Origin of the sequence: Sphingomonas sp. GM_Shp_2 (genome assembly GCF_026540875.1) — a bacterium.
GTDB classification, from domain to species: domain Bacteria; phylum Pseudomonadota; class Alphaproteobacteria; order Sphingomonadales; family Sphingomonadaceae; genus Sphingomonas; species Sphingomonas carotinifaciens.
In genome coordinates, this window is the sequence record NZ_JALNUQ010000018.1 from 12920 (window position 1) to 32482 (window position 19563).

Genomic DNA, 19563 nt, shown 5'->3' on the forward strand with positions numbered 1-19563 from the left:
GGAGAGTGAGGGGCTGCGAACAACGCAACCCGGTTTAAGGTCCCTCCCCCTGATCGGCTTTACGCCTCGGCCGGCTGCTTCTTGGCGATCGCACCCAGCAGATCGTCGAACGCGGTGGTGAAGGACGCCACGCCCTCCTCGACCAGCCGGCCCGTCACGCCGTTCAGGTCCAGCCCCAGCCGCTCGGCTTCGGCCAGTACGTGGCGCGCATCGTCCACATCGGCGGTCAGCGTGTTCGCCACCGTGCCACGCTCGCGGAACGCATCCATCGTCTTGGGCGGCATGGTGTTCACCGTGTCCGGCCCGATCAGCGTGTCGACATACAGCGTGTCCGGATAGGCCGGGTCCTTGGTACCCGTCGATGCCCAGAGCAACCGCTGCGGCTGCGCGCCCTTTGCGGCCAGCGCCTGCCAGCGGTCGGACTTGATGAAGTCCAGATACCATTGATAGGCGAGCTTTGCGTTGGCGATCGCCACCTTGCCGCGGATCGCCTTCAGCGCCTCGGCCTCCGGATCGCCGTCCTTCACGCGCTGGTCGATCGCCTTGTCGATCGAGGAATCGATGCGGCTGACGAAGAAGCTGGCGACGCTGGCGATCCGGTCGACCGGCTCGCCCTTCTTCACCCGCTCCTCCAGCCCCATCGCATAGGCTTCCGCCACCCGCGCATAGGATTCCTGCGAGAACAGCAGCGTGACGTTGACGTTGATCCCCTTGGCGATCGTCGCCGCGATGGCGGGCGCGCCCGCCGGCGTGCCGGGGATCTTGATCATCAGGTTCGGCCGGTCGACCGCATGCCACAGCTTCTCGGCCTCGGCGATCGTCGCGTCGGTATCGTCGGCGATGTAAGGCGACACCTCCAGGCTGACATAGCCGTCCTTGGCGTCCAGCCGGTCGTAGACGGGGCGCAGCGTCTCGGCTGCCGCCTTGATGTCTTGGATCGCCAGATGCTCGTAACGGTCGATCGTCGCCGCGCCGGGGTTCTCCTTGTCGAACGCGGCCAGCGTTCCGTCATAGGCGTCGCCATGGCCCATCGCCTTTTCGAAGATCGACGGGTTCGACGTCACGCCGGTCAGCCCGTCCTCGGCGACGAGCGCGTCCAGCCCGCCCGCCTCCAGGAACTTGCGATCCACGAAATCGAGCCACACTGCGCAGCCCGCGGCGCTCATGTCCTTGAGCGTGCTCATCACTTGGTCTCCAGCAGTTCGCGCGCCACCTTGACGACATTGTCCACGGTGAAGCCGTATTTGTCCTGCAGCTTGGATATGGGGGCGGAGGCCCCGAACGTCGACATGGTGATCGTGCGGCCCGCCAGGCCGACATAACGGTCCCATCCGATCGACCCGGCCTGCTCCACCGCCAGACGCGCGGTGACATGGCCCGGCAGCACCGACTCCTTGTAGGCGGCGTCCTGCATCTCGTAGCGATACCAGCTCGGCATCGACACGACCCGCGCCTTCACCCCGTCGGCGCACAGCTTTTCATACGCCTCGGTGACCAGCGCCAGTTCCGATCCGGTCGCGATCAGGATCACGTCGGGCGTGCCGTCGCAATCGGCGAGAACATAGCCACCCTTCTCCACGCCCGACGCGGACGCGTACTTGCCCCGGTCCAGCGTCGGCAGCGGCTGGCGCGACAGCACCAGCACCGTCGGCCGGCTGCTGTTGGTCATCGCGCAGCGCCACGCCTCCGACACCTCGTTGGCGTCGCCCGGCCGGATCGTGTCCAGCCCCGGAATGGCACGCAGCGTGGCGAGATGCTCGATCGGCTGGTGCGTCGGCCCGTCCTCGCCCACGCCGATCGAATCGTGCGTGAAGACGAAGATCGCGCCGATCTCCATGATCGCCGCCAGCCGGATCGGTGCGCGCATATAGTCGGCGAACACGAGGAAGGTCGCGCCGTAGGAGCGCAGGTGCGACAGCGCCATGCCATCCACGATCGCGCCCATGCCATGCTCGCGCACGCCGAAATGCATGTTGCGGTCGCCATAGGAGCCCGCCTGGAACGACCCGCCATCCTTGATCAGCGTCTTGGTCGAGGGCGCCAGATCCGCCGATCCGCCGACCAGCCACGGCACCTTGGCCGCGATCGCGTTCAGCGCCTTGCCGCCGGACTCGCGGCTCGCCACGCCCTTGGCATCCGCCTCATAGACCGGCAGGTCGGCGTCCCAGCCCTCGGGCAGCTCGTCCTTGAGCATCGCGTCGAGCTCGGCCGCCAGTTCCGGATGCGCTTGGCGGTAGCGATCGACCATCGCCACCCATTCGTCGCGCAGCGGCTTGCTGCGCGCCTCGATCGCGCCCTGGAACGCCTCGCGCACGCCGTCCGGCACCAGGAACTGCGCATCCTCGGGCCAGCCATAGGCCTTTTTGGTCGCGCGGATCGCGTCGTCGCCCAGCGGCTCTCCATGCGCCTTCTCGCTGCCCGCCTTGGGGCTGCCATAGCCGATCACCGAGTGCGCCACGATAAAGGTCGGCTTGTCCTGCGTGGCCTTGAACGTGTCCAGCGCCTTGCACAGCGCGCCCACGTCGTTGGCGTCGTCCACGTGCAGCACGTTCCAGCCATAGGCCTCGAACCGCTTGCCCACATCCTCGTCGAAGGCGAGGTCGGTGCCGCCCTCGATCGAGATATGGTTGCTGTCGTAGATCCAGCACAGGTTGGACAGCTTCAGGTGCCCGGCGGTCGATGCCGCCTCGGACGCGACGCCCTCCATCATGTCGCCGTCGCCGCACACCACGTACACGTCATGGTCGAAGACGGGGAAACCCTCGCGGTTGAAATGCGCGGCCAGCCAGCGCTCGGCGATCGCCATGCCCACCGAGTTGCCGCAACCGGCGCCCAGCGGGCCCGTGGTCGTCTCGACCCCGGTGGTGTGGCGATATTCGGGATGGCCCGGCGTGCGCGACGAGAGCTGCCGGAACTGCTTGATGTCATCCAGGCTGATCGCCGGGTTGCCGGTCTTGTTGCCGTCCGCGTCGATCTCCTCGATCCCCGCCAGATGCAGCAGGGCGTAGAGCAGCATCGACGCATGCCCCACCGACAGCACGAAGCGGTCGCGGTTCGGCCAGTCGGCATGGGCCGGGTCGAAGCGAAGATAGCGCGACCAGAGCGTGTGCCCGACCGGCGCCAGCGCCATCGGCGTGCCGGGGTGGCCCGAATTGGCCTTTTGCACCGCATCCATCGACAGGGTGCGGATCGTATCGATCGTCAGGCGCTCGATCGAACCGTCCTCGTGAAGGTGCGAGTCCGCGCTCGAAGCGGTGGTGGCTGCGTCAGTCATGAAAGTGGGGCCTCATTCTCGTCAGCGACCGAACGCCCGCGCATCCGATCTGGTTGCCAAGACGTTTTCGGCCTTAACGGCCAAGCGCCCTCCGTTCCAGTCTCGTAACAACACCATTCTCGGCAATGATCGCTGCATCCACCTCGGACAGGAACAGGCCGTGCCCCACCACGCCGGGGATCGACGCCACCGCGGCCGCCATCCGCTGCGGATCGGCATCGCGCCAGCCATGGCCGTCCAAGATGACATTGCGGTTATCCGTCTCTACCCCCTCCCTTTTTTCCACCCGCTCGAACAAACCGGCGAGCGCGCGCGCCACGAAGCGCTCGGCAAAGGGCAGAACCTCCACCGGCAGTTTCGCCGCGCCCACCCGGTCCACGCGCTTGCTGGCGTCGGCGATCACCACCATCCGGTCGGACGCGGCGGCCACCACCTTCTCGCGCAGCATCGCCCCGCCCGCGCCCTTGACCGCGACCAGCGTCGAATCGATCTCGTCCGCTCCGTCGATGGTCAGGTCGACCCGGCTGATCCCGGCAAAATCGCGCACCACCAGCCCGCCCTCCCGCGCGGCCCGCGCGCTCGCCTCGGACGTGGCGACCACCTCGATCGCCGGCCGGCGATCGACCAGAAGGGCGATCAGGTGCGCCGCCGTGCTGCCGGTGCCCAGCCCTACCAGCATCCCGTCGCGCACCATCTCCACGGCGGCGGCGGCGGCGGCCCGCTTGTCGGTATCGATCGTCATGATCCTGTTGATCCTTGGGTATTTCGGGAAAGCGGGCGTTGCGACAAATTGCGACACATATAACGCGTCCACCGGCTTGCATTTCCGTCCCGCTCGCCGCCATTAGGTCAGATCGCACAACCCATTTCCCGCGCCGCGCCGTCGGCCGTGCAGAAACGGCTGCGCGATACGAGACACAGGTAGAACGACTTGAACACAGCATCGATTCGCGGGCGCCGGCTGCCGGCCGGTGTCGCCCTCCTCACCCTCGCCCTGCTGCTTGCCGCATGTGGCGGCGGCGGTGAGCAAAAGGCGGCGGGCAAGGGTCCGGGTCAGCGCACGCCCACGGTCGGCTTTGTCACGCTCCAGCCCACCGATGCCCCGATGGTGGTCGAACTCGCCGCGCGAACCTTTGCGTTCGAAAGCTCGGACGTGCGCCCGCAGGTCTCCGGCGTGATCCGCCGCCGCTTCTTCACCGAAGGTGCGCTCGTCCAGCGCGGCCAGCCGCTCTACGAGATCGACCCGCGCGTCTATAGCGCCGCCGTCAACGAGGCCGCCGCCAACCTCCAGAGCGCCCGCGCGAACGCGGAGGCGACGCGCATCCAGGCCGAACGCTTCCGCCCGCTCGCCGAGATCGAGGCGGTGTCGAAGCAGGATTACACCAACGCCCTCGCCGCCAGCCGCCAGGCGCAGGCCAGCGTCGCCCAGACCCAGGCCGCGCTGCAGACCGCGCGCGTCAACCTGCAATTCACCACCGTGCCCGCGCCGATCACCGGCCGCATCGGCCGTTCGCTGTTCACCGTCGGCGCGCTCGTCACCGCCAACCAGGCCGATCCGCTGGCGCAGATCCAGCGGCTCGATCCGATGTTTGTCGACATCCAGCAATCCGCCGCCGACCTGCTCGGCTTGCGCCGCAGCCTGACGCGCGACGGCATCGTCCCCGCCTCCGCACAGGTTCACCTGAAGCTGGAGGATGGCAGCGAATACGGCCCCGCCGGCACCGTGCAGTTCGCCGAATATGTGGTGGATCAGCAGACCGGCACCGTCACGCTGCGCGCCCGCTTCCCCAATCCGCAAGGGTTGCTGCTCCCCGGCATGTTCGTCCGCGCCCGCTTCGCGCAGGCGATCAACCGCCGGGCCTATCTCGTCCCGCAACAGGCGGTGTCGCGTGATCCCAAGGGGAATGCGACCGTGTTCGTCGTCGGCCCGGACAACAAGGCGGCGCAAAAGACCATTCGTGCCGATCGTACCCAGGGCGACGCCTGGGTCGTCACCGGCGGCCTCGACGGCAACGAGCGGATCATCACGCAAGGGCTGAACAACCTGCGCGCCGGCCAGACGGTGAAGCCCGTAGCCGCCGCGTCGCCGCAGCGCGTCGCCCCGCCATCGCCCGAACAGATGAAGCAGATGCAGTCCAAGCAGAAGGCGGGCTGACCCGGCCATGATCAGCCGCATCTTCATCGATCGCCCGATCTTCGCCTGGGTTCTCGCCATCCTCGTCATGCTGGGTGGCATCGGCGGCATCATGGGCCTGCCGATCGCGCAATATCCCGACGTCGCCCCGCCACAGGTGTCGATCCGCGCCAATTTCCCCGGCGCCTCGGCGCAGACGTTGCAGAACTCGGTCACCCAGGTGCTGGAACAGCAGCTTACCGGCATCGACGGGCTGCTCTACTTCTCGTCCTCCTCGTCCAGCCGCGGCCAGGTGACGATCACCGCCACCTTCGAAAAGGGCACCGACCCCGATATCGCGCAGGTCCAGGTGCAGAACCAGGTGCAGCAAGCGGTCGCCCGTCTGCCGCAACAGGTGCAGCAACAGGGCCTGACCGTCCGCAAGTCCAACCCGGACTTCCTGCTCATCGCCGGCGTCTATGACGAAACCGACAAGATGACGAACCAGGACGTGTCGGACTATCTGGTGTCCAATCTTCAGGATCCGCTCGGCCGCGTCCAGGGGGTCGGCGACACCAACGTGTTCGGCTCGCAATATGCGATGCGCATCTGGCTGAATCCCGAACGGCTCAACAGCTACCAGTTGATCCCGTCCGACATCACCACCGCCATCCAGAACCAGAATGCCGAGGTCGCGGCCGGCGAGGTCGGCGGCCTGCCCTCGCCCACCACGCAGATGCTGAACGCGACCGTCACCGCCCAGTCGCGCCTGCAAACGCCCGAGCAGTTCCGCAACATCATCGTGAAGACGCTGACCAGCGGCGCCACCGTGCGCCTGTCGGACGTCGCCCGGATCGAGCTGGGCGCGGAAAGCTATGCCGCGGTCAGCCGGATCAACCGCCATCCGGGCGCCGGCATCGCGGTGCTGATGGCGCCGGGCGCCGACGCCCTGAAGACCGCCGAGGCGGTGAAGGCGGAGATCGCCCGCGTCGCCAAGGGCTTCCCGCCCGGCCTGAAGATCGCCTACGCCAACGACACCACCGACTTCATCAAGCTGTCGATCGACGAGGTGGTGAAGACCTTGTTCGAGGCGATCATCCTCGTCGTCATCGTCATGTTCGTCTTTCTGCAAAGCTGGCGCGCGACGCTCATTCCGACGATCGCGGTGCCCGTCGTGCTGCTCGGCACCTTTGGTGTCTTCTATCTCGCCGGCTTCTCGATCAACACGCTGACCCTGTTCGGCCTCGTTCTCGCCATCGGCCTGCTCGTCGACGACGCGATCGTCGTGGTCGAAAATGTCGAGCGTCTGATGGAGGAGGACCCCGAACTGTCCCCGCGCGACGCGACGATCAAGTCGATGGACGAGATCACCGTCGCCCTGATCGCCATCGCCCTCGTCCTGTCGGCGGTGTTCCTGCCAATGGCGTTCTTCGGCGGCTCGACCGGCGTCATCTACCGGCAATTCTCGGTCACCGTCGTCGCCGCGATGATCCTGTCGGTGCTGGTCGCCCTTATCCTCTCGCCCGCACTCACCGCCACCCTGCTCAAGCGCAAGAAGCAGGAGGGCGAGGAAGCCGAATGGCTGGAGCGCAAGTTCCCGCGCGTCGCCCACGGGTTCGAGCGGGCCAAGACCTGGTTCAACACCAATTTCGACAAGGGCGTCGACAAATATACCGGGGCCGTCCGCTATGTGGTCGACCGCAAATGGCTGTTCCTGCTGATCTATGCCGGCACGCTGGCCTTGCTTGCGGTGCTGTTCCTGCGCCTGCCCACCGGCTTCCTGCCGACCGAGGACCAGGGCTCCGCGATCGTCCAGTTCCGCCTGCCTGCCGGCGCGACGCAGGGACGCACGCTCCAGATCCAGCGTCAGGTGGAGCAGTATTTCGCCCAGCATGAGGGCAAGAACGTCCGCGTACTCTTCACCGTCGCCGGCGGCGGCGGTGGCGGCACCAGCGGCCAGAATACCGGCCAGGGCTTCATCAACTTCGTCGACTGGAGCGAGCGCAAGGGCAAGGAGAACAGCGCGGATGCGGTCGTCGGCCGTGCCTCCGCGGCCTTTAGCGGGCTTCGCGATGCGCAGGTCTTCGCGCTGGTGCCGCCCGCGGTCCGCGGCCTCGGTCAGTCGGACGGCTTCACCATGCAGCTGCAGAACAGCTCGGGCATGAGCCAGGAGAAGTTCGCCGAGGCGCGCGACAAGCTGCTCGCCGCCGCCAATGCCGATCCCGATCTCGCCTCGGTGCGTCTGACCGAACTGCCCGACATCGCCACGCTGCGCGTCGATATCGACCAGCAGAAGTTGGCGGCGCTGGGGCTGACCCAGGCCAGCGTCAATTCCACGCTGTCGACCGCCTGGGGCGGGCAATATGTCAACGACTTCATCGACCGCGGCCGTGTCAAGCGCGTGTTCGTGCAGGGCGATGCGCCGTTCCGGTCGCAGCCCGACGATCTGAAGCAGTGGTTCGTCCGCGGCTCGGCCGGGCAGATGGCGCCCTTCTCGTCGTTCTCGACGATCGCCTGGGGTCAGGCGCCGACCACGCTGTCGCGCTTCAACGGCATCCCGTCCTTCGAATTCCAGGGTTCGGCGGCGCCGGGCAAAAGCTCGGGCGACGCGATGGAGCGGATCGCGGAGCTTGCCGCGCAGATTCCGGGCACGTCGGTCGCCTGGGCGGGCCTTTCGTACCAGGAACGCCTGTCGGCGGGTCAGGCGCCGATCCTGTACGGCCTGTCGATTCTCGTGGTTTTCCTGTGTCTTGCCGCGCTTTATGAAAGCTGGTCGATCCCCATCGCCGTCCTCCTCGTCATCCCCCTAGGCCTGATCGGCGCCATCGCCTTCGTCACGCTGCGCGGTCTGACCAACGACGTGTATCTCCAGATCGGTCTGCTCACTACGATGGGTCTGGCGGCCAAGAACGCGATCCTGATGATCGAATTTGCCGAACAGGCGGAAAAACAGGGCAAGCGCGTGATCGATGCGGCGCTGGAGGCGGCGCGCATCCGTCTGCGGCCCATCCTGATGACCAGCTTCGCCTTCATCTTCGGCGTGCTGCCGCTGGCGATCTCGACGGGTGCGGGCGCGAACAGCCGCATCGCGATCGGCACCGCGGTAATCGGCGGCATGCTGACCGCTACCGTGCTGGCGATCTTCTACATTCCGCTGTTCTTCGTGCTGGTCCGGCGCGGGGTGCGCGATGGTCTGGCCAAGGTTCGCGGCCGCCCGACCGGCCACCGCGGCAAGGAGGCGGAGCAGGCCTGATGACGAAGACGCTCTCCCTTCTCCTCGCGGCCGGCGCGCTGGCGGGCTGTTCGATGACACCGAACTATGTGCGCCCGGAACTACCCGTCCCGATGTCGTGGCCGGTGGGCGATGCCTATCTGCGCCAGTCGGAGGCGACGCTTCCTGCCGTCACCTATCGCGACATCTTCCGCGACACCCGCCTGCAACAGCTCATCGCCCAGGCGCTCGCCACCAACCGCGACCTGCGTGTCGCCGCCGCCAACATCACCGCCGCCCGCGCCCAATACCGCATCCAGCGCGCCGACCTCCTCCCCCAGCTCGACGCCAGCGGCCGCTACACTTACTCCGGCGGGGGCCGTGGCGCTCGCAGCACCGCCACGAGCGGCGGCGGCACAGGCGCGGGAACGGGTACGGGCACAGGAACCGGCACCGGTACCGGGACGGGAGCCACCCCGGGCACCGGCGGCGGTACGGGGACGGGCGGCACCGTCGTCACCAGTTCTTCGGGGGGCAGCGCCTTCTCGGTAGATCTGGGCGCAACCGCGTTCGAGCTGGACCTGTTCGGCCGCATCCGGGCGCTGACCGGTGCGGCGCTGGATCGTTATTTCGCGACGGAGGCGGCGGCGCGCGCGACACGGCTGTCGCTGGTCGGGGAGATCGGGGACGCGTGGCTGACCTACGGGGCGGATCGCAGCCTGCTCAAGATTGCCGAGGACACCGCCCGCGTCGCCGAACAGAGCGTGCGCCTGACCCAGGCACGGCTGTCCGGCGGGATCGCACCGCGCACCGATCTGCGTCAGGCCGAACAGATACTGGAAACCGCGCGCGCCGATCTGGCGCAGCAACGTACGCTGGTCGCGCAGGACATCAACGCGCTGCAACTGCTGGTCGGCGCCCCCGTCGACCCGACCTTGCTGCCGGCCTCGATCGAAGAGGCGGCACCGGCGATCGTCGCGCTGCCCGCCGGACTGGATTCGGGCATCCTCCTGCGCCGCCCCGATGTGGTGCAGGCCGAATATGAACTGCGTGCGGTGAACGGCGAGGTTGGCGCCGCCCGCGCCGCCATGTTCCCCCGCATCTCGCTCACCGGTCTCGTCGGCTTTGCCAGCACCGCGCTCGGCTCCCTCTTCTCGGGGGGCAGCTTCAACTATTCGGTCGCCCCCTCGGTCAGCTATCCGATCTTCCGCGCCGGCGCCGGCGTGGCCGGCGTCCGCTATTCCGAGGCGCAGCGCGATGCGGCACTCGCCAATTACGAGCGCGCCATCCAGATCGCATTCCGCGAAACCAGCGACGCGCTCGCACGGCAGGGGACGATCGCGGAGCAGCTATCCGCAAACCAGCGCTTCCTGGCGGCCGCGGCCGACACGCTGCGGCTGGCGGATGCCAGCTATCGCGGCGGCATCACGCCCTTCCTCAACACGCTGGATGCCCAGCGCTCCTTCTATGCCGCGCAACAGACGGTCATCACGACGCAACTGGTCGCCGCGTCGAACCGGGTTACGCTGTACCGGGTGCTGGGCGGGGACTCGCTGCTGGAGGCGACCCGCAACGGCCCGGTGGAGGTGGCCCCCGACGGAACACGTCGATAGCCGGACCGGAAAGTTTATCCCGGTCCGGCGACATTCCCGTCGGCAGGCCGTCTAAGCTCAGCCCTGACCGCGGGCCGAGCCTACCGCATCGCGGCCGAACTGCATGATGAGCTCACCGATCTCGCGCGCCTGCGCCATTGAGCGATTGCCCTGGTCGCGCATGAACTCGCTCTGGATACGCATCACGTCCCCGATGTCCTTGGCGCCAGCGGCGGCGCGCATGGCGGCGAACGCTTCGCGCGTATTCGACTCGGCCTGGTCGAGCATCTTCAGACCGATGGTGGAGCCGCCCTCGGCCATCTTCTGGCCCGATGCCTTCATCGCATCGCCCGCGCCCTTCATCTGGTCCGAAAAGTTGCGCATGCCCGATGCCATGTCGCCACCGATCGCGCCGGCGCCGCCGGTGTTTCCCGCTTCGTTCGTGTCGGCCATAATCTGCTCCTCTCCCGTATTATCCTGCATCAACCCGCAGCGACGCTACGGGTTGCGCGGCGTTTAAAGGGAATCGAGGTAGCGCGTGAGGAAGCTTTTACCACGATCGGTCAGGGCCATTTCGTCCCCGACCGGCTGCGTCAGGCCGCGCGTTTCCAGCACGGCCATCCAGCGCTCCGCCAGCGATCCGCTGATCCCGGCCGTCTCTGCCAGCGCCGCCGCCGTTTCCCGGCCGCCCGAAACGTAGAGCCCGAGCAACAGGTCCCAGGCCGGGTCGGCGAACAGCTCGGCCAGTTCCCCGGCGATCGCGGCCCGGTGCCGCCGATGGTCGAGCAGCGTCTGCGCACGCTCCATCAGGCTCGGGCGTCGGGGTCCACGCGGGACCGGCACGCCGGTATCATGCCCGGATACCGCCCGCACCCGGGTCTGGAGGTCGGTCAGCGTCGCCGTAAACCGTTCGAATTCGTCGCGGTCCTTGGCGGACCAGCGATACAGGCACAGGGTCATCGTCGCGCCTCCACGGGCCAAGACCAGTCGGGATCGCTGCCTTGCTGAACGATGCGGTTGCGGTGGCGCATGACGCCGGCCGCCAAGATGATGAGCATCGGATAGGCCAGCTTGCCCCCCGCCCCGGCATACATCCACGGCATCAGGTCGGCATCCAGCGCCTTTACCCCGTGGATACCGATGGCGAGCAGGTGAATGGCGGACAGCCAAAGCGGCCAGAAGCGGTTGGCGACAAGCGCCACCGCGACCAGCCCCCCCATCAACCCGAGATCGATGATCAGGCCCACCACCTCCAGTGCATGGAAACTGCGCGCGTCGAACGGCAGCGCCAGCGTGGCAAAGGACGCGACCAGCAACATCACCGCCACCGCGCGTTCCGGTTTGCCGCCGGCGACCAGCGCATAGACGCAGACCAGCGCCTGAAAGGCATGAAAGACATAGATATGGATCACGGCATGCCCCGCCGGCCACGGGTCGATCGGGGCATGCCGCGCATGCGTCAGGCCGCGACGCGCAGGTGGCCGGTATCGGCCCCCGTCTTCGCCGATGCGGACACCTTGGCCGATGCGCCGGGCATGAAATCGGGCTTGGGGCGGGTGTCGCCGTAATCGGCATCGTACCCGATCGTCCGGCCGACCTTTTCCAGGACACGGTGGCCCTGCACGGTGTGGCCGCGTGCGGCACCGATCGCCATCATCGCCTGACTGACCAGTTCGAACGCCTGCTGACCGGCGATCGCGGGCAGTCGCGCCGCCGTCCGGGCGCGTGGCAGGGCGGCCGCCAGTTCGCCGCTGGTCGCAAAGGCCGCGTCCAGCTGCTCTTCCAGCTTCCACAAAAGGTGCGTGACATCGACCGCCGCCGCATGCTCGTTATTCATCGCGCCATCTCCCCTGCGTCGGCCTCGCCGTACGCCACCCGTTGCTACCGGGCATGGCTCGCCACCGCGTCGATCACCCGCGTCATCACGTCGAGGCCGGTCGCCAGCATGCCGAAGCCGATGGCCAGCCCGACCGCGATGGTGGGTATCCAGAGCAGTCGTTCGACCAGCCCCATATCGTTGCGATGCTGTCCACGCCGCCGGATCGGGAGATTCAAACGGGGCAGTGCCGAAGCATGGCCTGCCGACACCACCCCGCCGACCGTACTCCCATCCGGTGCCGATGGGATTGGCATGACTTCCGGCGGCGCGACCAGCCGCGCAGAATCAGGCATGACTTTATCGGGGTACGTATTCTGTTCATTTTCAATGGCTTGGTCGACGGATGCTTCATGCTCGGCGAGCATCAGCGCAGCGTCGCGGCGATTGCGCGCGCCGAGCAGGCGCACCGCCTCCGTCAGATATCCGTCCACGGTCGACTTGCCGAGGCCAAGCTCGGCCGCGATCTCCTTGGAGCCCTTCAGTTCACGGACGCCCCGCAGGCATTCGCGATGCCGGCGGGTCAGAAGGTTGAAACGTTCGGGTGTCATGGTCCCCATCCCGGCGCACCGCCCCGGCCGCCTTCGCCCCGCCCTAGCCGCAAGGACGGGTTTTTTCCAACCCGCACACCCGCCGGCGAACATGGTTGCACCGAAACGGAGCGAATTGGCGGGTGCCGGACCTCAACCGGGGGGCAGGGTGACGGAGACCTCCTCGATCTCGTCCAGCGCCTCCAGCAGGTCGGCAAAGGCGTGATCGTCCTCGACCGAGAAGGACCGGCGAAAGCCCGAGCCCAGCACGTCGAGGTCACGCTGCGTCAACAGCCCGATGGCGACGATCCGGTCCGGCCCTGCTTGCGGGTTGCGGGAGGCCGTCACGATGCGACCTGGCTTGCCGAACCGAACGGATCGGCATCGCCGCCCGACACGCGCCCCGCGCCCGGTGGTGCCGGCGCGTGCCATGCCGACACGCTGAGAGGATTGGTGCCCGATACCGTATACTCGCCGATCAGCACCCCTGCGGTGACGCTTGCCAGCGCACCGGCCAGACCGGAGAGAATCAGCATGGGCATGGCCGAAGGCTTGCTCATCGTCGATGCTCCCGTAGTGCGCGGTCCAACCACCGATGGGGGCGGCCTGTTCCCCACCTTTTCGGGTTCCTTCCACTTACCCGCCTGCGGCCCTTCCCCCCGGCCCCACCCCTTGCTAAGGGCCTCTGGCAACCGGTTTCATAGCCCGGCGCGCTTGCGCGGCCTTCTCCCGCCGCGTCCCCCGAGCCGCCGGCTTACCTTGAAGGGACGCGCATGACTGCCATCGGCCAGGACAGCCTGAAGACCCGCACGACGCTCGACGTCGCGGGCAAGACCTATGACTATTACAGCCTTGCCAAGGCTGCCGAACAGCTCGGCGACATCAGCCGCCTGCCCTTCTCGATGAAGGTGCTGCTGGAAAACCTCCTGCGTTTCGAGGATGGCAAGACCGTCACGCGTGAGGATATTCAGGCGATCGTCGACTGGCAGAAGACGCAGCGGTCGGACCGCGAGATCCAGTATCGCCCGGCCCGCGTGCTGATGCAGGACTTCACCGGGGTTCCCTGCGTCGTCGATCTCGCCGCGATGCGCGATGCGATCACCAAGCTGGGCGGCGACCCGGCCAAGATCAATCCGCAGGTGCCCGTCCACCTCGTCATCGACCACTCGGTGATGGTGGACGAGTTCGGCACGCCGCAGGCGTTCGAAGAGAATGTCGACCTGGAATATCAGCGCAACATGGAGCGTTACGAGTTCCTGAAGTGGGGCTCCAAGGCGCTCGACAATTTCTCGGTGGTGCCGCCGGGCACGGGCATCTGCCACCAGGTGAACCTGGAATATATCGGTCAGGCGATCTGGTCCTCGACCGAGTCCGGCGAGAACGCGACCGGCACCGCCGCGATCGCCTATCCGGACACGCTGGTCGGCACCGACAGCCACACCACGATGATCAACGGCCTGGGCGTGCTCGGTTGGGGCGTCGGCGGTATCGAGGCGGAGGCAGCGATGCTCGGCCAGCCGGTGTCGATGCTGATCCCCGAGGTCGTCGGCTTCAAGCTGACCGGCGCGCTGCAGGAAGGCATCACCGCCACCGACCTGGTGCTGACCATCACCCAGATGCTGCGCGCCAAGGGCGTGGTCGGCCGCTTCGTCGAGTTCTACGGTCCGGGCCTGTCGTCGATGACGCTCGCCGACCGCGCGACGATCGCCAACATGGCGCCCGAATATGGCGCGACCTGCGGCTTCTTCCCCGTCGACGACAAGACGCTCGACTATATGCGCCTGACCGCGCGTTCGGACGAGAACATCGCGCTGGTCGAGGCCTATGCGAAGGCCAACGGCTTCTGGCGTCATGACGATGCGGCGGACCCCGTGTTCACCGACACGCTGGAACTGGACATGTCGACGGTCGTGCCGTCGCTCGCCGGTCCGAAGCGCCCGCAGGACAAGGTCGCGCTGACCAAGGTGGACGAGGTCTTCAACGGCGACCTGTTCAAGATCTATCACAAGGAGCGCCCCGAGCGCGTCGACGTGGCTGAGCGCGGCCATGACATCGGCGACGGCGACGTGGTGATCGCCGCGATCACCAGCTGCACCAACACCTCGAACCCGTCGGTGCTGGTCGCCGCCGGCCTCGTCGCCCGCAAGGCGAACGCGCTCGGCCTGAAGCCGAAGCCCTGGGTGAAGACCTCGCTGGCCCCCGGTTCGCAGGTCGTCACCGACTATCTCAACAAGGCCGGTCTGACCGCCGACCTCGATGCGATCGGCTTCAACCTCGTCGGCTATGGCTGCACCACCTGCATCGGCAATTCCGGTCCGCTGCCGGGTCCGATCTCGACCGCGATCAACGACCATGATCTGGTCGCCGCATCGGTCCTGTCGGGCAACCGCAACTTCGAGGGCCGCGTGTCCCCCGACGTGCGCGCCAACTTCCTCGCCTCGCCGCCGCTCGTCGTGGCCTATGCGCTGAAGGGTACCGTCACGCAGGACATGCGCGACACGCCCATCGGCCAGGGCAAGGACGGCCAGGACGTCTATCTCAAGGACATCTGGCCCTCGAACGAGGAAGTCCGCACCCTGATGGATGCGAACATCGACGACGAGATGTTCCGTTCGCGCTACGGCAATGTCTATGCCGGCGATGCCCGGTGGTCGGCGATCGACGTCACGGGCTCGGACACCTATAGCTGGCCCGCCGCGTCGACCTATGTCGCCAACCCGCCCTATTTCGAGGGCATGGAGATGACGCCGAAGCCGACCACCGACATCATCGAGGCCAAGCCGCTGGCCATCCTGGGCGATTCGATCACCACCGACCACATCAGCCCGGCCGGCTCGATCAAGGCGGACAGCCCGGCGGGCAAGTGGCTGATGGAGCGCCAGGTTTCGAAGAAGGACTTCAACAGCTACGGCGCGCGCCGCGGCAACGACCATGTCATGGTCCGCGGCACCTTCGCCAACATCCGCATCAAGAACGAGATGGTACCGGGCGTCGAAGGCGGCATGACCCAGTATGACGGCGAGGTCATGCCGATCTACGACGCCGCGATGCGTCACAAGGCGGACGGCACGCCGCTCGTCGTCGTCGCGGGCAAGGAATATGGCACCGGCTCGTCGCGCGACTGGGCGGCCAAGGGCACCAACCTGCTGGGCGTGCGCGCGGTCATCGCCGAAAGCTTCGAGCGCATCCACCGCTCGAACCTCGTCGGCATGGGCGTGCTGCCGCTCCAGTTCGCTGAGGGCGTGACCCGCCAGACGCTGAAGCTGGACGGCACCGAGACGTTCACCATCCAGAACGTCGCCGGCCTGCGTCCCCGTCAGGAGGTCGAAGTGATGCTGGTCCGCGCGGATGGCACGTCCGAGACGTTCCAGACCCGCTGCCGGATCGATACCGTCAACGAGCTGGAATATTTCCTGAACGGCGGCATCCTCCAATACGTGCTGCGCAAGCTCGCCGCATAATCGCGGCGGCGTCAGCCGAACCGCAAAAGGCCCGTCCTCCGACACACGGAGGGCGGGCCTTTTGCGTGGGCGCTTACCCGATCTTAGCGGCCCGGTGGCAGAAGGCACCGCATGAGGGCCGCACACCCACATTTTGACCGAGCGATATTGGCGCTGATCGCCTGTGGCCTGTTGCTCCGCCTGTTGTGGCTGACCATCGTTCACGGCGCGCCGTTCGTCGCGCTGTCGGCGGCGGAGGCATGCGATGTGGCGATAGCGTTCGCGCAGACCGGCACGCTTGCCGATGCCTATTTTCCGGGCCAGGGCCCGACCGCGCATCTGATGCCCCTGAATCCGGCCATCGCGGGATGGGTGATGGGGTGGCTGGGCACCGCCACCCTCGCCTCCGCCACCGTGCTCACGCTCTGGTCGGTGGGGCAGGTATTCCTCGCCTATCTCGTGCTGCTGTCCGCCTTTGCTCATGCCGGCCTGGAGCGGATCGCGCTTCGTGGCGGGGCGGCGATCCTGTTGCTGCTACCTGTCTTCGTGCCGCAGGAGGTGATCGATTTCCGCTACTGGGAGGGCGGCACGGCGCTGTTGCTGGCCGCATGCCATCTCCGGTGGATGATGATTGCGCAGCGGGGCGCCCCGCCCGCCATGGTCCGCCTGCTGGCAGTCGCGTTCACCGGCGCGCTGCTGACCTTTGTCGCGCCACCGGTCGGGATTGCCGTGGCCGTCGCCTGGGGGTGGACCGCGTGGCGGCATCTGGCGATCCGCTCGACGATGATCGTCCTCGCTATCGGCCTCGCGGCGTTTTCGGCGATGTCGCTGGCCTGGGCGGTGCGCAACGAAGCGGCCATCGGCGTCCCGCTGCCGTCGCGCAGCAATCTGGGTGTCGAGCTTGCCATGGCGAATTACCCCCAGGCGTTGGACGCCACGGCGCCGGAAGACCGCTTCAACGCGCGCCTGTTTGCGGTCCATCCCGCCGCCAGCCGCCGGGCACAGGCGGCGGTACGCTCCTATGGCGAACGGGCCTATGCGCTCGCTCTGCAACGCGTGACGCTGACGTGGATGGTGCGGCACCCGTGGGCGATGACGCGTCTCTATGTCCGCCATCTCGTCGAGTTTTTCGCCCCGCAGCCGTGGCAGTTCTACTTCACGGGATGGCAGGGCATGCGCGCCGCCCGTTCGCTGATCGCCTGTACCGTGTCGATGCTGGGGCTGGCGGGATTGATCGTCGGACTTTGGCGCGGGCAGCGCACATTCGCACCGGTTGCCCTCTATGTGGCCGCCCTGGCGCTGCAATTCGCCATGTTCCAGCCGATGCCGCGCTACAGTTTCCTGATCTATCCCGTGCTGGCTTGGCCCGCGGCATGGCTGGTCGCGCAGTGGCGGGCCGGGACCATCAGACACCCACGACTGCCGCGCACCACGGTCAGACCGTGAAGCTTTCCCCGCACCCGCACGCGCCCTTGGCGTTGGGGTTCTGGAAGACGAAACCGGCGGTGAAATCGTCCTCCACCCAGTCCATCGTCGACCCGATCAGGTACAGGATCGATCCGCCATCCACGAACAGCGTGCCGCCGGGCGTATCGATGCGCTCATCGAACGGCTTGGCTTCGCTCACATAATCCACCGAATAGGCAAGGCCCGAGCAGCCGCGCCGCGGTGTCGACAGCTTCACGCCGACCGATCCCTCAGGCGCCCGCCCCATCAGGTCCGCGATCCGCGCCAGCGCGGACGGGGTCAGGTTCAACGCCGCGGGCCGCGGACGCAAGGTGGTGGTAGTGGCCGTCGTCATCGTATCATCTCCTCTCCTCCCGTCGCGCGGGAGGAGCGCCCATCACAGCATGCCGAGTTCCAGCTTGGCATCGTCGGACATCTTCTGCGGGTCCCATGGCGGATCCCAGATCAGGTTCACGTCCGCGGTCGCGATCCCCGGCACGGCCGACACGCGCAATTCCACCTCGCCGGGCATCGATTCGGCGACCGGACAATGCGGCGTGGTCAGCGTCATCATCACCACGGCATGGCCGTCCGCGCTGATCTCGACGCCGTAGATCAGACCCAGGTCATAGATGTTGACCGGAATCTCGGGGTCGAAAATATCCTTCAACGCGTCGATCACCGCTTCATACAGCGCGCCGCCCGGTTCGTGCGGCGCATCGCCCACCGGCTTCTGCGTCAGGAACCCGTCGAGATAATCCCGCCGACGCTCGCCGCCCGCATCCGCTTCCCGTGCGTCGCCCACCCGCGCCTTGGCCGGCTGCGGCACGCTGTCCACCTGTTCGACTTCGTAGCTCATCCGAATATCCTCGTGACGCGCGCAATGCCGGCGACCAGCGCGTCGACATCCTGCGGCCCGTTATACACGCCGAAACTCGCCCGCGCGGTGGCAGGCACGCCCAGCGCCTCCATCAGCGGCTGCGCGCAATGATGCCCTGCGCGGATCGCCACCCGGCCCTCGTCCAATATGGTGCCGATATCGTGGGGATGAACCCCCTCGATGGTGAAGCTGACGATGCCCGCCGAATCCGCCGGCCCCAGCACGCGCACGCTGTAGATGCCCGAAAGCGCCTCGCGCGTTGCGCGCACCAGTGCGGTCTCGTGCGCATGGATACGCGCAAGCCCCAGCCCCTCGACATAGTCGATCGCAGCATGCAGCCCCAGCGCACCGACGATGTGCGGCGTCCCCGCCTCGAACCGGCCAGGCGCGGGCGCATAGGTGGTCTGCGCAAAGCTTACCCGGTCGATCATCGACCCGCCACCCTGATAGGGCGGCATCGCGTCTAGCAGCTCGGGCTTGCCCCACAAAACCCCGATCCCGGTCGGGCCGTACAGCTTGTGCGCGGAAAAGACGTAGAAGTCGCACCCGATCTCGCTCACGTCGACCGCGATCCGCGGCACCGCCTGGCACCCGTCGATCAGGATCTTGGCGCCCACGCCGTGCGCCAGTTCGGTGGCACGCCGCGCGTCCAGCACCGATCCCAGCACGTTAGAGACATGCGCCAGCGCAACCAGCTTGTGCCGGGGGGTCAGCATCGCCGCCATCGCGTCCAGGTCGATGCGGTGATCCTCGGTCAGCGGCACCACGTCGATCGCCGCACCGACGCGCTCGGCGACCATCTGCCACGGCACGATGTTGGAATGATGCTCCAGCATCGACAGCATGATGCGGTCGCCCGCCTTCAACTGCACGCCCGCCCAGCATTGCGCGACCAGGTTGATCCCCTCGGTCGCGCCGCGGGTAAAGACGATCTCGGCATCCGAACCGGCGTTGATGAACGCCGCCACGCGCCGCCGCGCCGCCTCATACGCCACCGTCATGTCCGCCGAACGCTGGTACACGCCCCGGTGCACCGTCGCATAGGTGGTGTCATAGGCACGGGTGATCGCATCCACCACGACCTGCGGCTTTTGCGAGGTCGCCGCGGTATCCAGATACGCCCAGCCGGACGGAATGGCCGGGAAATCGGCCAGCGTGTCGAGCGGCTGCTCGCGGGCGATGGTGGCGGCGTCCACCATAC

At 67.2% G+C, this 19563-nt stretch carries 18 protein-coding genes; 5 read left to right on the forward strand and 13 right to left on the reverse strand.

Annotated elements, in window-relative coordinates:
* Positions 1-59 precede the first annotated feature (59 nt).
* From tal to rpiA, 3 genes are all read right to left on the reverse strand, one after another.
* Positions 60-1184 carry a transaldolase gene (gene tal, locus OXR08_RS08480; protein ID WP_267349299.1) on the reverse strand — a complete coding sequence of 375 codons (1125 nt, stop codon included), beginning with the start codon at positions 1182-1184 and terminating at the stop codon, positions 60-62.
* Positions 1184-3274 (reverse strand): transketolase, encoded by a 2091-nt coding sequence (gene tkt / locus OXR08_RS08485; RefSeq protein ID WP_267349300.1) that lies wholly within the window; start codon positions 3272-3274, stop codon positions 1184-1186. The genes tal and tkt overlap by 1 nt, the downstream gene beginning before the upstream one ends.
* Positions 3275-3347: 73 nt before the next feature.
* Positions 3348-4016, reverse strand: a complete 669-nt coding sequence (gene rpiA / locus OXR08_RS08490; protein WP_267349301.1) for a ribose-5-phosphate isomerase RpiA — start codon at positions 4014-4016, stop codon at positions 3348-3350.
* A gap of 189 nt (positions 4017-4205) precedes the next feature.
* On the opposite strand from rpiA, the gene OXR08_RS08495 reads away from it, so the two are divergent.
* Genes OXR08_RS08495 through OXR08_RS08505 form a run of 3 tightly spaced genes read left to right on the forward strand, consistent with a single transcriptional unit; the run spans position 4206 to position 10211 of the window.
* Positions 4206-5429 (forward strand): efflux RND transporter periplasmic adaptor subunit, encoded by a 1224-nt coding sequence (locus tag OXR08_RS08495; RefSeq protein ID WP_211368629.1) that lies wholly within the window; start codon positions 4206-4208, stop codon positions 5427-5429.
* A gap of 7 nt (positions 5430-5436) precedes the next feature.
* A complete protein-coding gene (locus OXR08_RS08500) occupies positions 5437-8640 on the forward strand; it encodes an efflux RND transporter permease subunit (RefSeq protein ID WP_112381187.1) in 3204 nt (1067 codons plus the stop codon).
* A complete protein-coding gene (locus OXR08_RS08505) occupies positions 8640-10211 on the forward strand; it encodes an efflux transporter outer membrane subunit (RefSeq protein WP_267349302.1) in 1572 nt (523 codons plus the stop codon). The genes OXR08_RS08500 and OXR08_RS08505 overlap by 1 nt, the downstream gene beginning before the upstream one ends.
* 57 nt (positions 10212-10268) lie before the next feature.
* On the opposite strand, the gene OXR08_RS08510 is transcribed toward OXR08_RS08505, so the two are convergent.
* The 7 genes from OXR08_RS08510 to OXR08_RS08540 all read right to left on the reverse strand — a co-directional run bounded on the left by OXR08_RS08510 (position 10269) and on the right by OXR08_RS08540 (position 13156).
* Positions 10269-10643, reverse strand: coding sequence for a phasin family protein (locus OXR08_RS08510; protein WP_112381189.1), 375 nt, complete (start codon positions 10641-10643; stop codon positions 10269-10271).
* A gap of 63 nt (positions 10644-10706) precedes the next feature.
* Entirely contained in the window at positions 10707-11150 is a 444-nt protein-coding gene (locus OXR08_RS08515; protein WP_267349303.1) for a hypothetical protein, read from the reverse strand.
* A complete protein-coding gene (locus OXR08_RS08520; protein WP_149680953.1) occupies positions 11147-11602 on the reverse strand; it encodes a hypothetical protein in 456 nt (151 codons plus the stop codon). Before OXR08_RS08520 ends, OXR08_RS08515 begins: the two co-directional genes overlap by 4 nt.
* Before the next feature lie 47 nt (positions 11603-11649).
* Positions 11650-12027, reverse strand: a complete 378-nt coding sequence (locus tag OXR08_RS08525; protein WP_267349304.1) for a hypothetical protein — start codon at positions 12025-12027, stop codon at positions 11650-11652.
* Between the two features lie 44 nt (positions 12028-12071).
* The gene (locus tag OXR08_RS08530; protein ID WP_267349305.1) at positions 12072-12617 is read right to left on the reverse strand and encodes a helix-turn-helix transcriptional regulator; all 546 of its coding nucleotides are present in this window, start codon (positions 12615-12617) and stop codon (positions 12072-12074) included.
* Between the two features lie 132 nt (positions 12618-12749).
* Positions 12750-12944, reverse strand: coding sequence for a hypothetical protein (locus OXR08_RS08535; RefSeq protein WP_112381194.1), 195 nt, complete (start codon positions 12942-12944; stop codon positions 12750-12752).
* The gene (locus OXR08_RS08540; RefSeq protein WP_112381195.1) at positions 12941-13156 is read right to left on the reverse strand and encodes a hypothetical protein; all 216 of its coding nucleotides are present in this window, start codon (positions 13154-13156) and stop codon (positions 12941-12943) included. The genes OXR08_RS08535 and OXR08_RS08540 overlap by 4 nt, the downstream gene beginning before the upstream one ends.
* A 213-nt stretch (positions 13157-13369) precedes the next feature.
* Between OXR08_RS08540 and acnA the strand changes: the two genes are divergently transcribed.
* Together acnA and OXR08_RS08550 are read left to right on the forward strand one after the other, a co-directional pair.
* Positions 13370-16057 carry an aconitate hydratase AcnA gene (gene acnA / locus OXR08_RS08545; RefSeq protein ID WP_112381196.1) on the forward strand — a complete coding sequence of 896 codons (2688 nt, stop codon included), beginning with the start codon at positions 13370-13372 and terminating at the stop codon, positions 16055-16057.
* A 111-nt stretch (positions 16058-16168) separates the two neighbouring features.
* Positions 16169-17482, forward strand: a complete 1314-nt coding sequence (locus OXR08_RS08550) for a hypothetical protein (RefSeq protein ID WP_267349306.1) — start codon at positions 16169-16171, stop codon at positions 17480-17482.
* On the opposite strand, the gene OXR08_RS08555 is transcribed toward OXR08_RS08550, so the two are convergent.
* Genes OXR08_RS08555 through OXR08_RS08565 form a run of 3 tightly spaced genes read right to left on the reverse strand, consistent with a single transcriptional unit; the run spans position 17472 to position 19561 of the window.
* On the reverse strand, positions 17472-17837 hold the full coding sequence (locus OXR08_RS08555) for an iron-sulfur cluster assembly accessory protein (RefSeq protein WP_112381199.1): 366 nt from the start codon (positions 17835-17837) through the stop codon (positions 17472-17474). The two genes, OXR08_RS08550 and OXR08_RS08555, sit on opposite strands and share 11 nt — an antisense overlap.
* Positions 17838-17879: 42 nt before the next feature.
* Positions 17880-18341 carry an SUF system Fe-S cluster assembly protein gene (locus OXR08_RS08560; protein WP_267349307.1) on the reverse strand — a complete coding sequence of 154 codons (462 nt, stop codon included), beginning with the start codon at positions 18339-18341 and terminating at the stop codon, positions 17880-17882.
* The gene (locus OXR08_RS08565) at positions 18338-19561 is read right to left on the reverse strand and encodes a cysteine desulfurase (protein ID WP_267349308.1); all 1224 of its coding nucleotides are present in this window, start codon (positions 19559-19561) and stop codon (positions 18338-18340) included. Before OXR08_RS08565 ends, OXR08_RS08560 begins: the two co-directional genes overlap by 4 nt.
* Between the last annotated feature and the right edge of the window lie 2 nt (positions 19562-19563).

Bases quoted from the DNA above. Each gene is read 5' to 3' on its own strand.
- acnA (WP_112381196.1), top strand. From the start codon at position 13,370: ATGACTGCCATCGGCCAGGACAGCCTGAAGACCCGCACGACGCTCGAC.
- OXR08_RS08540 (WP_112381195.1), bottom strand. From the start codon at position 13,156: ATGAGCAAGCCTTCGGCCATGCCCATGCTGATTCTCTCCGGTCTGGCC.
- OXR08_RS08555 (WP_112381199.1), bottom strand. From the start codon at position 17,837: ATGACGACGGCCACTACCACCACCTTGCGTCCGCGGCCCGCGGCGTTG.
- OXR08_RS08525 (WP_267349304.1), bottom strand. From the start codon at position 12,027: ATGAATAACGAGCATGCGGCGGCGGTCGATGTCACGCACCTTTTGTGG.
- OXR08_RS08510 (WP_112381189.1), bottom strand. From the start codon at position 10,643: ATGGCCGACACGAACGAAGCGGGAAACACCGGCGGCGCCGGCGCGATC.
- tal (WP_267349299.1), bottom strand. From the start codon at position 1,184: ATGAGCACGCTCAAGGACATGAGCGCCGCGGGCTGCGCAGTGTGGCTC.
- tkt (WP_267349300.1), bottom strand. From the start codon at position 3,274: ATGACTGACGCAGCCACCACCGCTTCGAGCGCGGACTCGCACCTTCAC.
- OXR08_RS08550 (WP_267349306.1), top strand. From the start codon at position 16,169: ATGAGGGCCGCACACCCACATTTTGACCGAGCGATATTGGCGCTGATC.
- OXR08_RS08500 (WP_112381187.1), top strand. From the start codon at position 5,437: ATGATCAGCCGCATCTTCATCGATCGCCCGATCTTCGCCTGGGTTCTC.
- OXR08_RS08530 (WP_267349305.1), bottom strand. From the start codon at position 12,617: ATGACACCCGAACGTTTCAACCTTCTGACCCGCCGGCATCGCGAATGC.
- OXR08_RS08505 (WP_267349302.1), top strand. From the start codon at position 8,640: ATGACGAAGACGCTCTCCCTTCTCCTCGCGGCCGGCGCGCTGGCGGGC.
- OXR08_RS08560 (WP_267349307.1), bottom strand. From the start codon at position 18,341: ATGAGCTACGAAGTCGAACAGGTGGACAGCGTGCCGCAGCCGGCCAAG.
- OXR08_RS08515 (WP_267349303.1), bottom strand. From the start codon at position 11,150: ATGACCCTGTGCCTGTATCGCTGGTCCGCCAAGGACCGCGACGAATTC.
- OXR08_RS08565 (WP_267349308.1), bottom strand. From the start codon at position 19,561: ATGGTGGACGCCGCCACCATCGCCCGCGAGCAGCCGCTCGACACGCTG.
- rpiA (WP_267349301.1), bottom strand. From the start codon at position 4,016: ATGACGATCGATACCGACAAGCGGGCCGCCGCCGCCGCCGCCGTGGAG.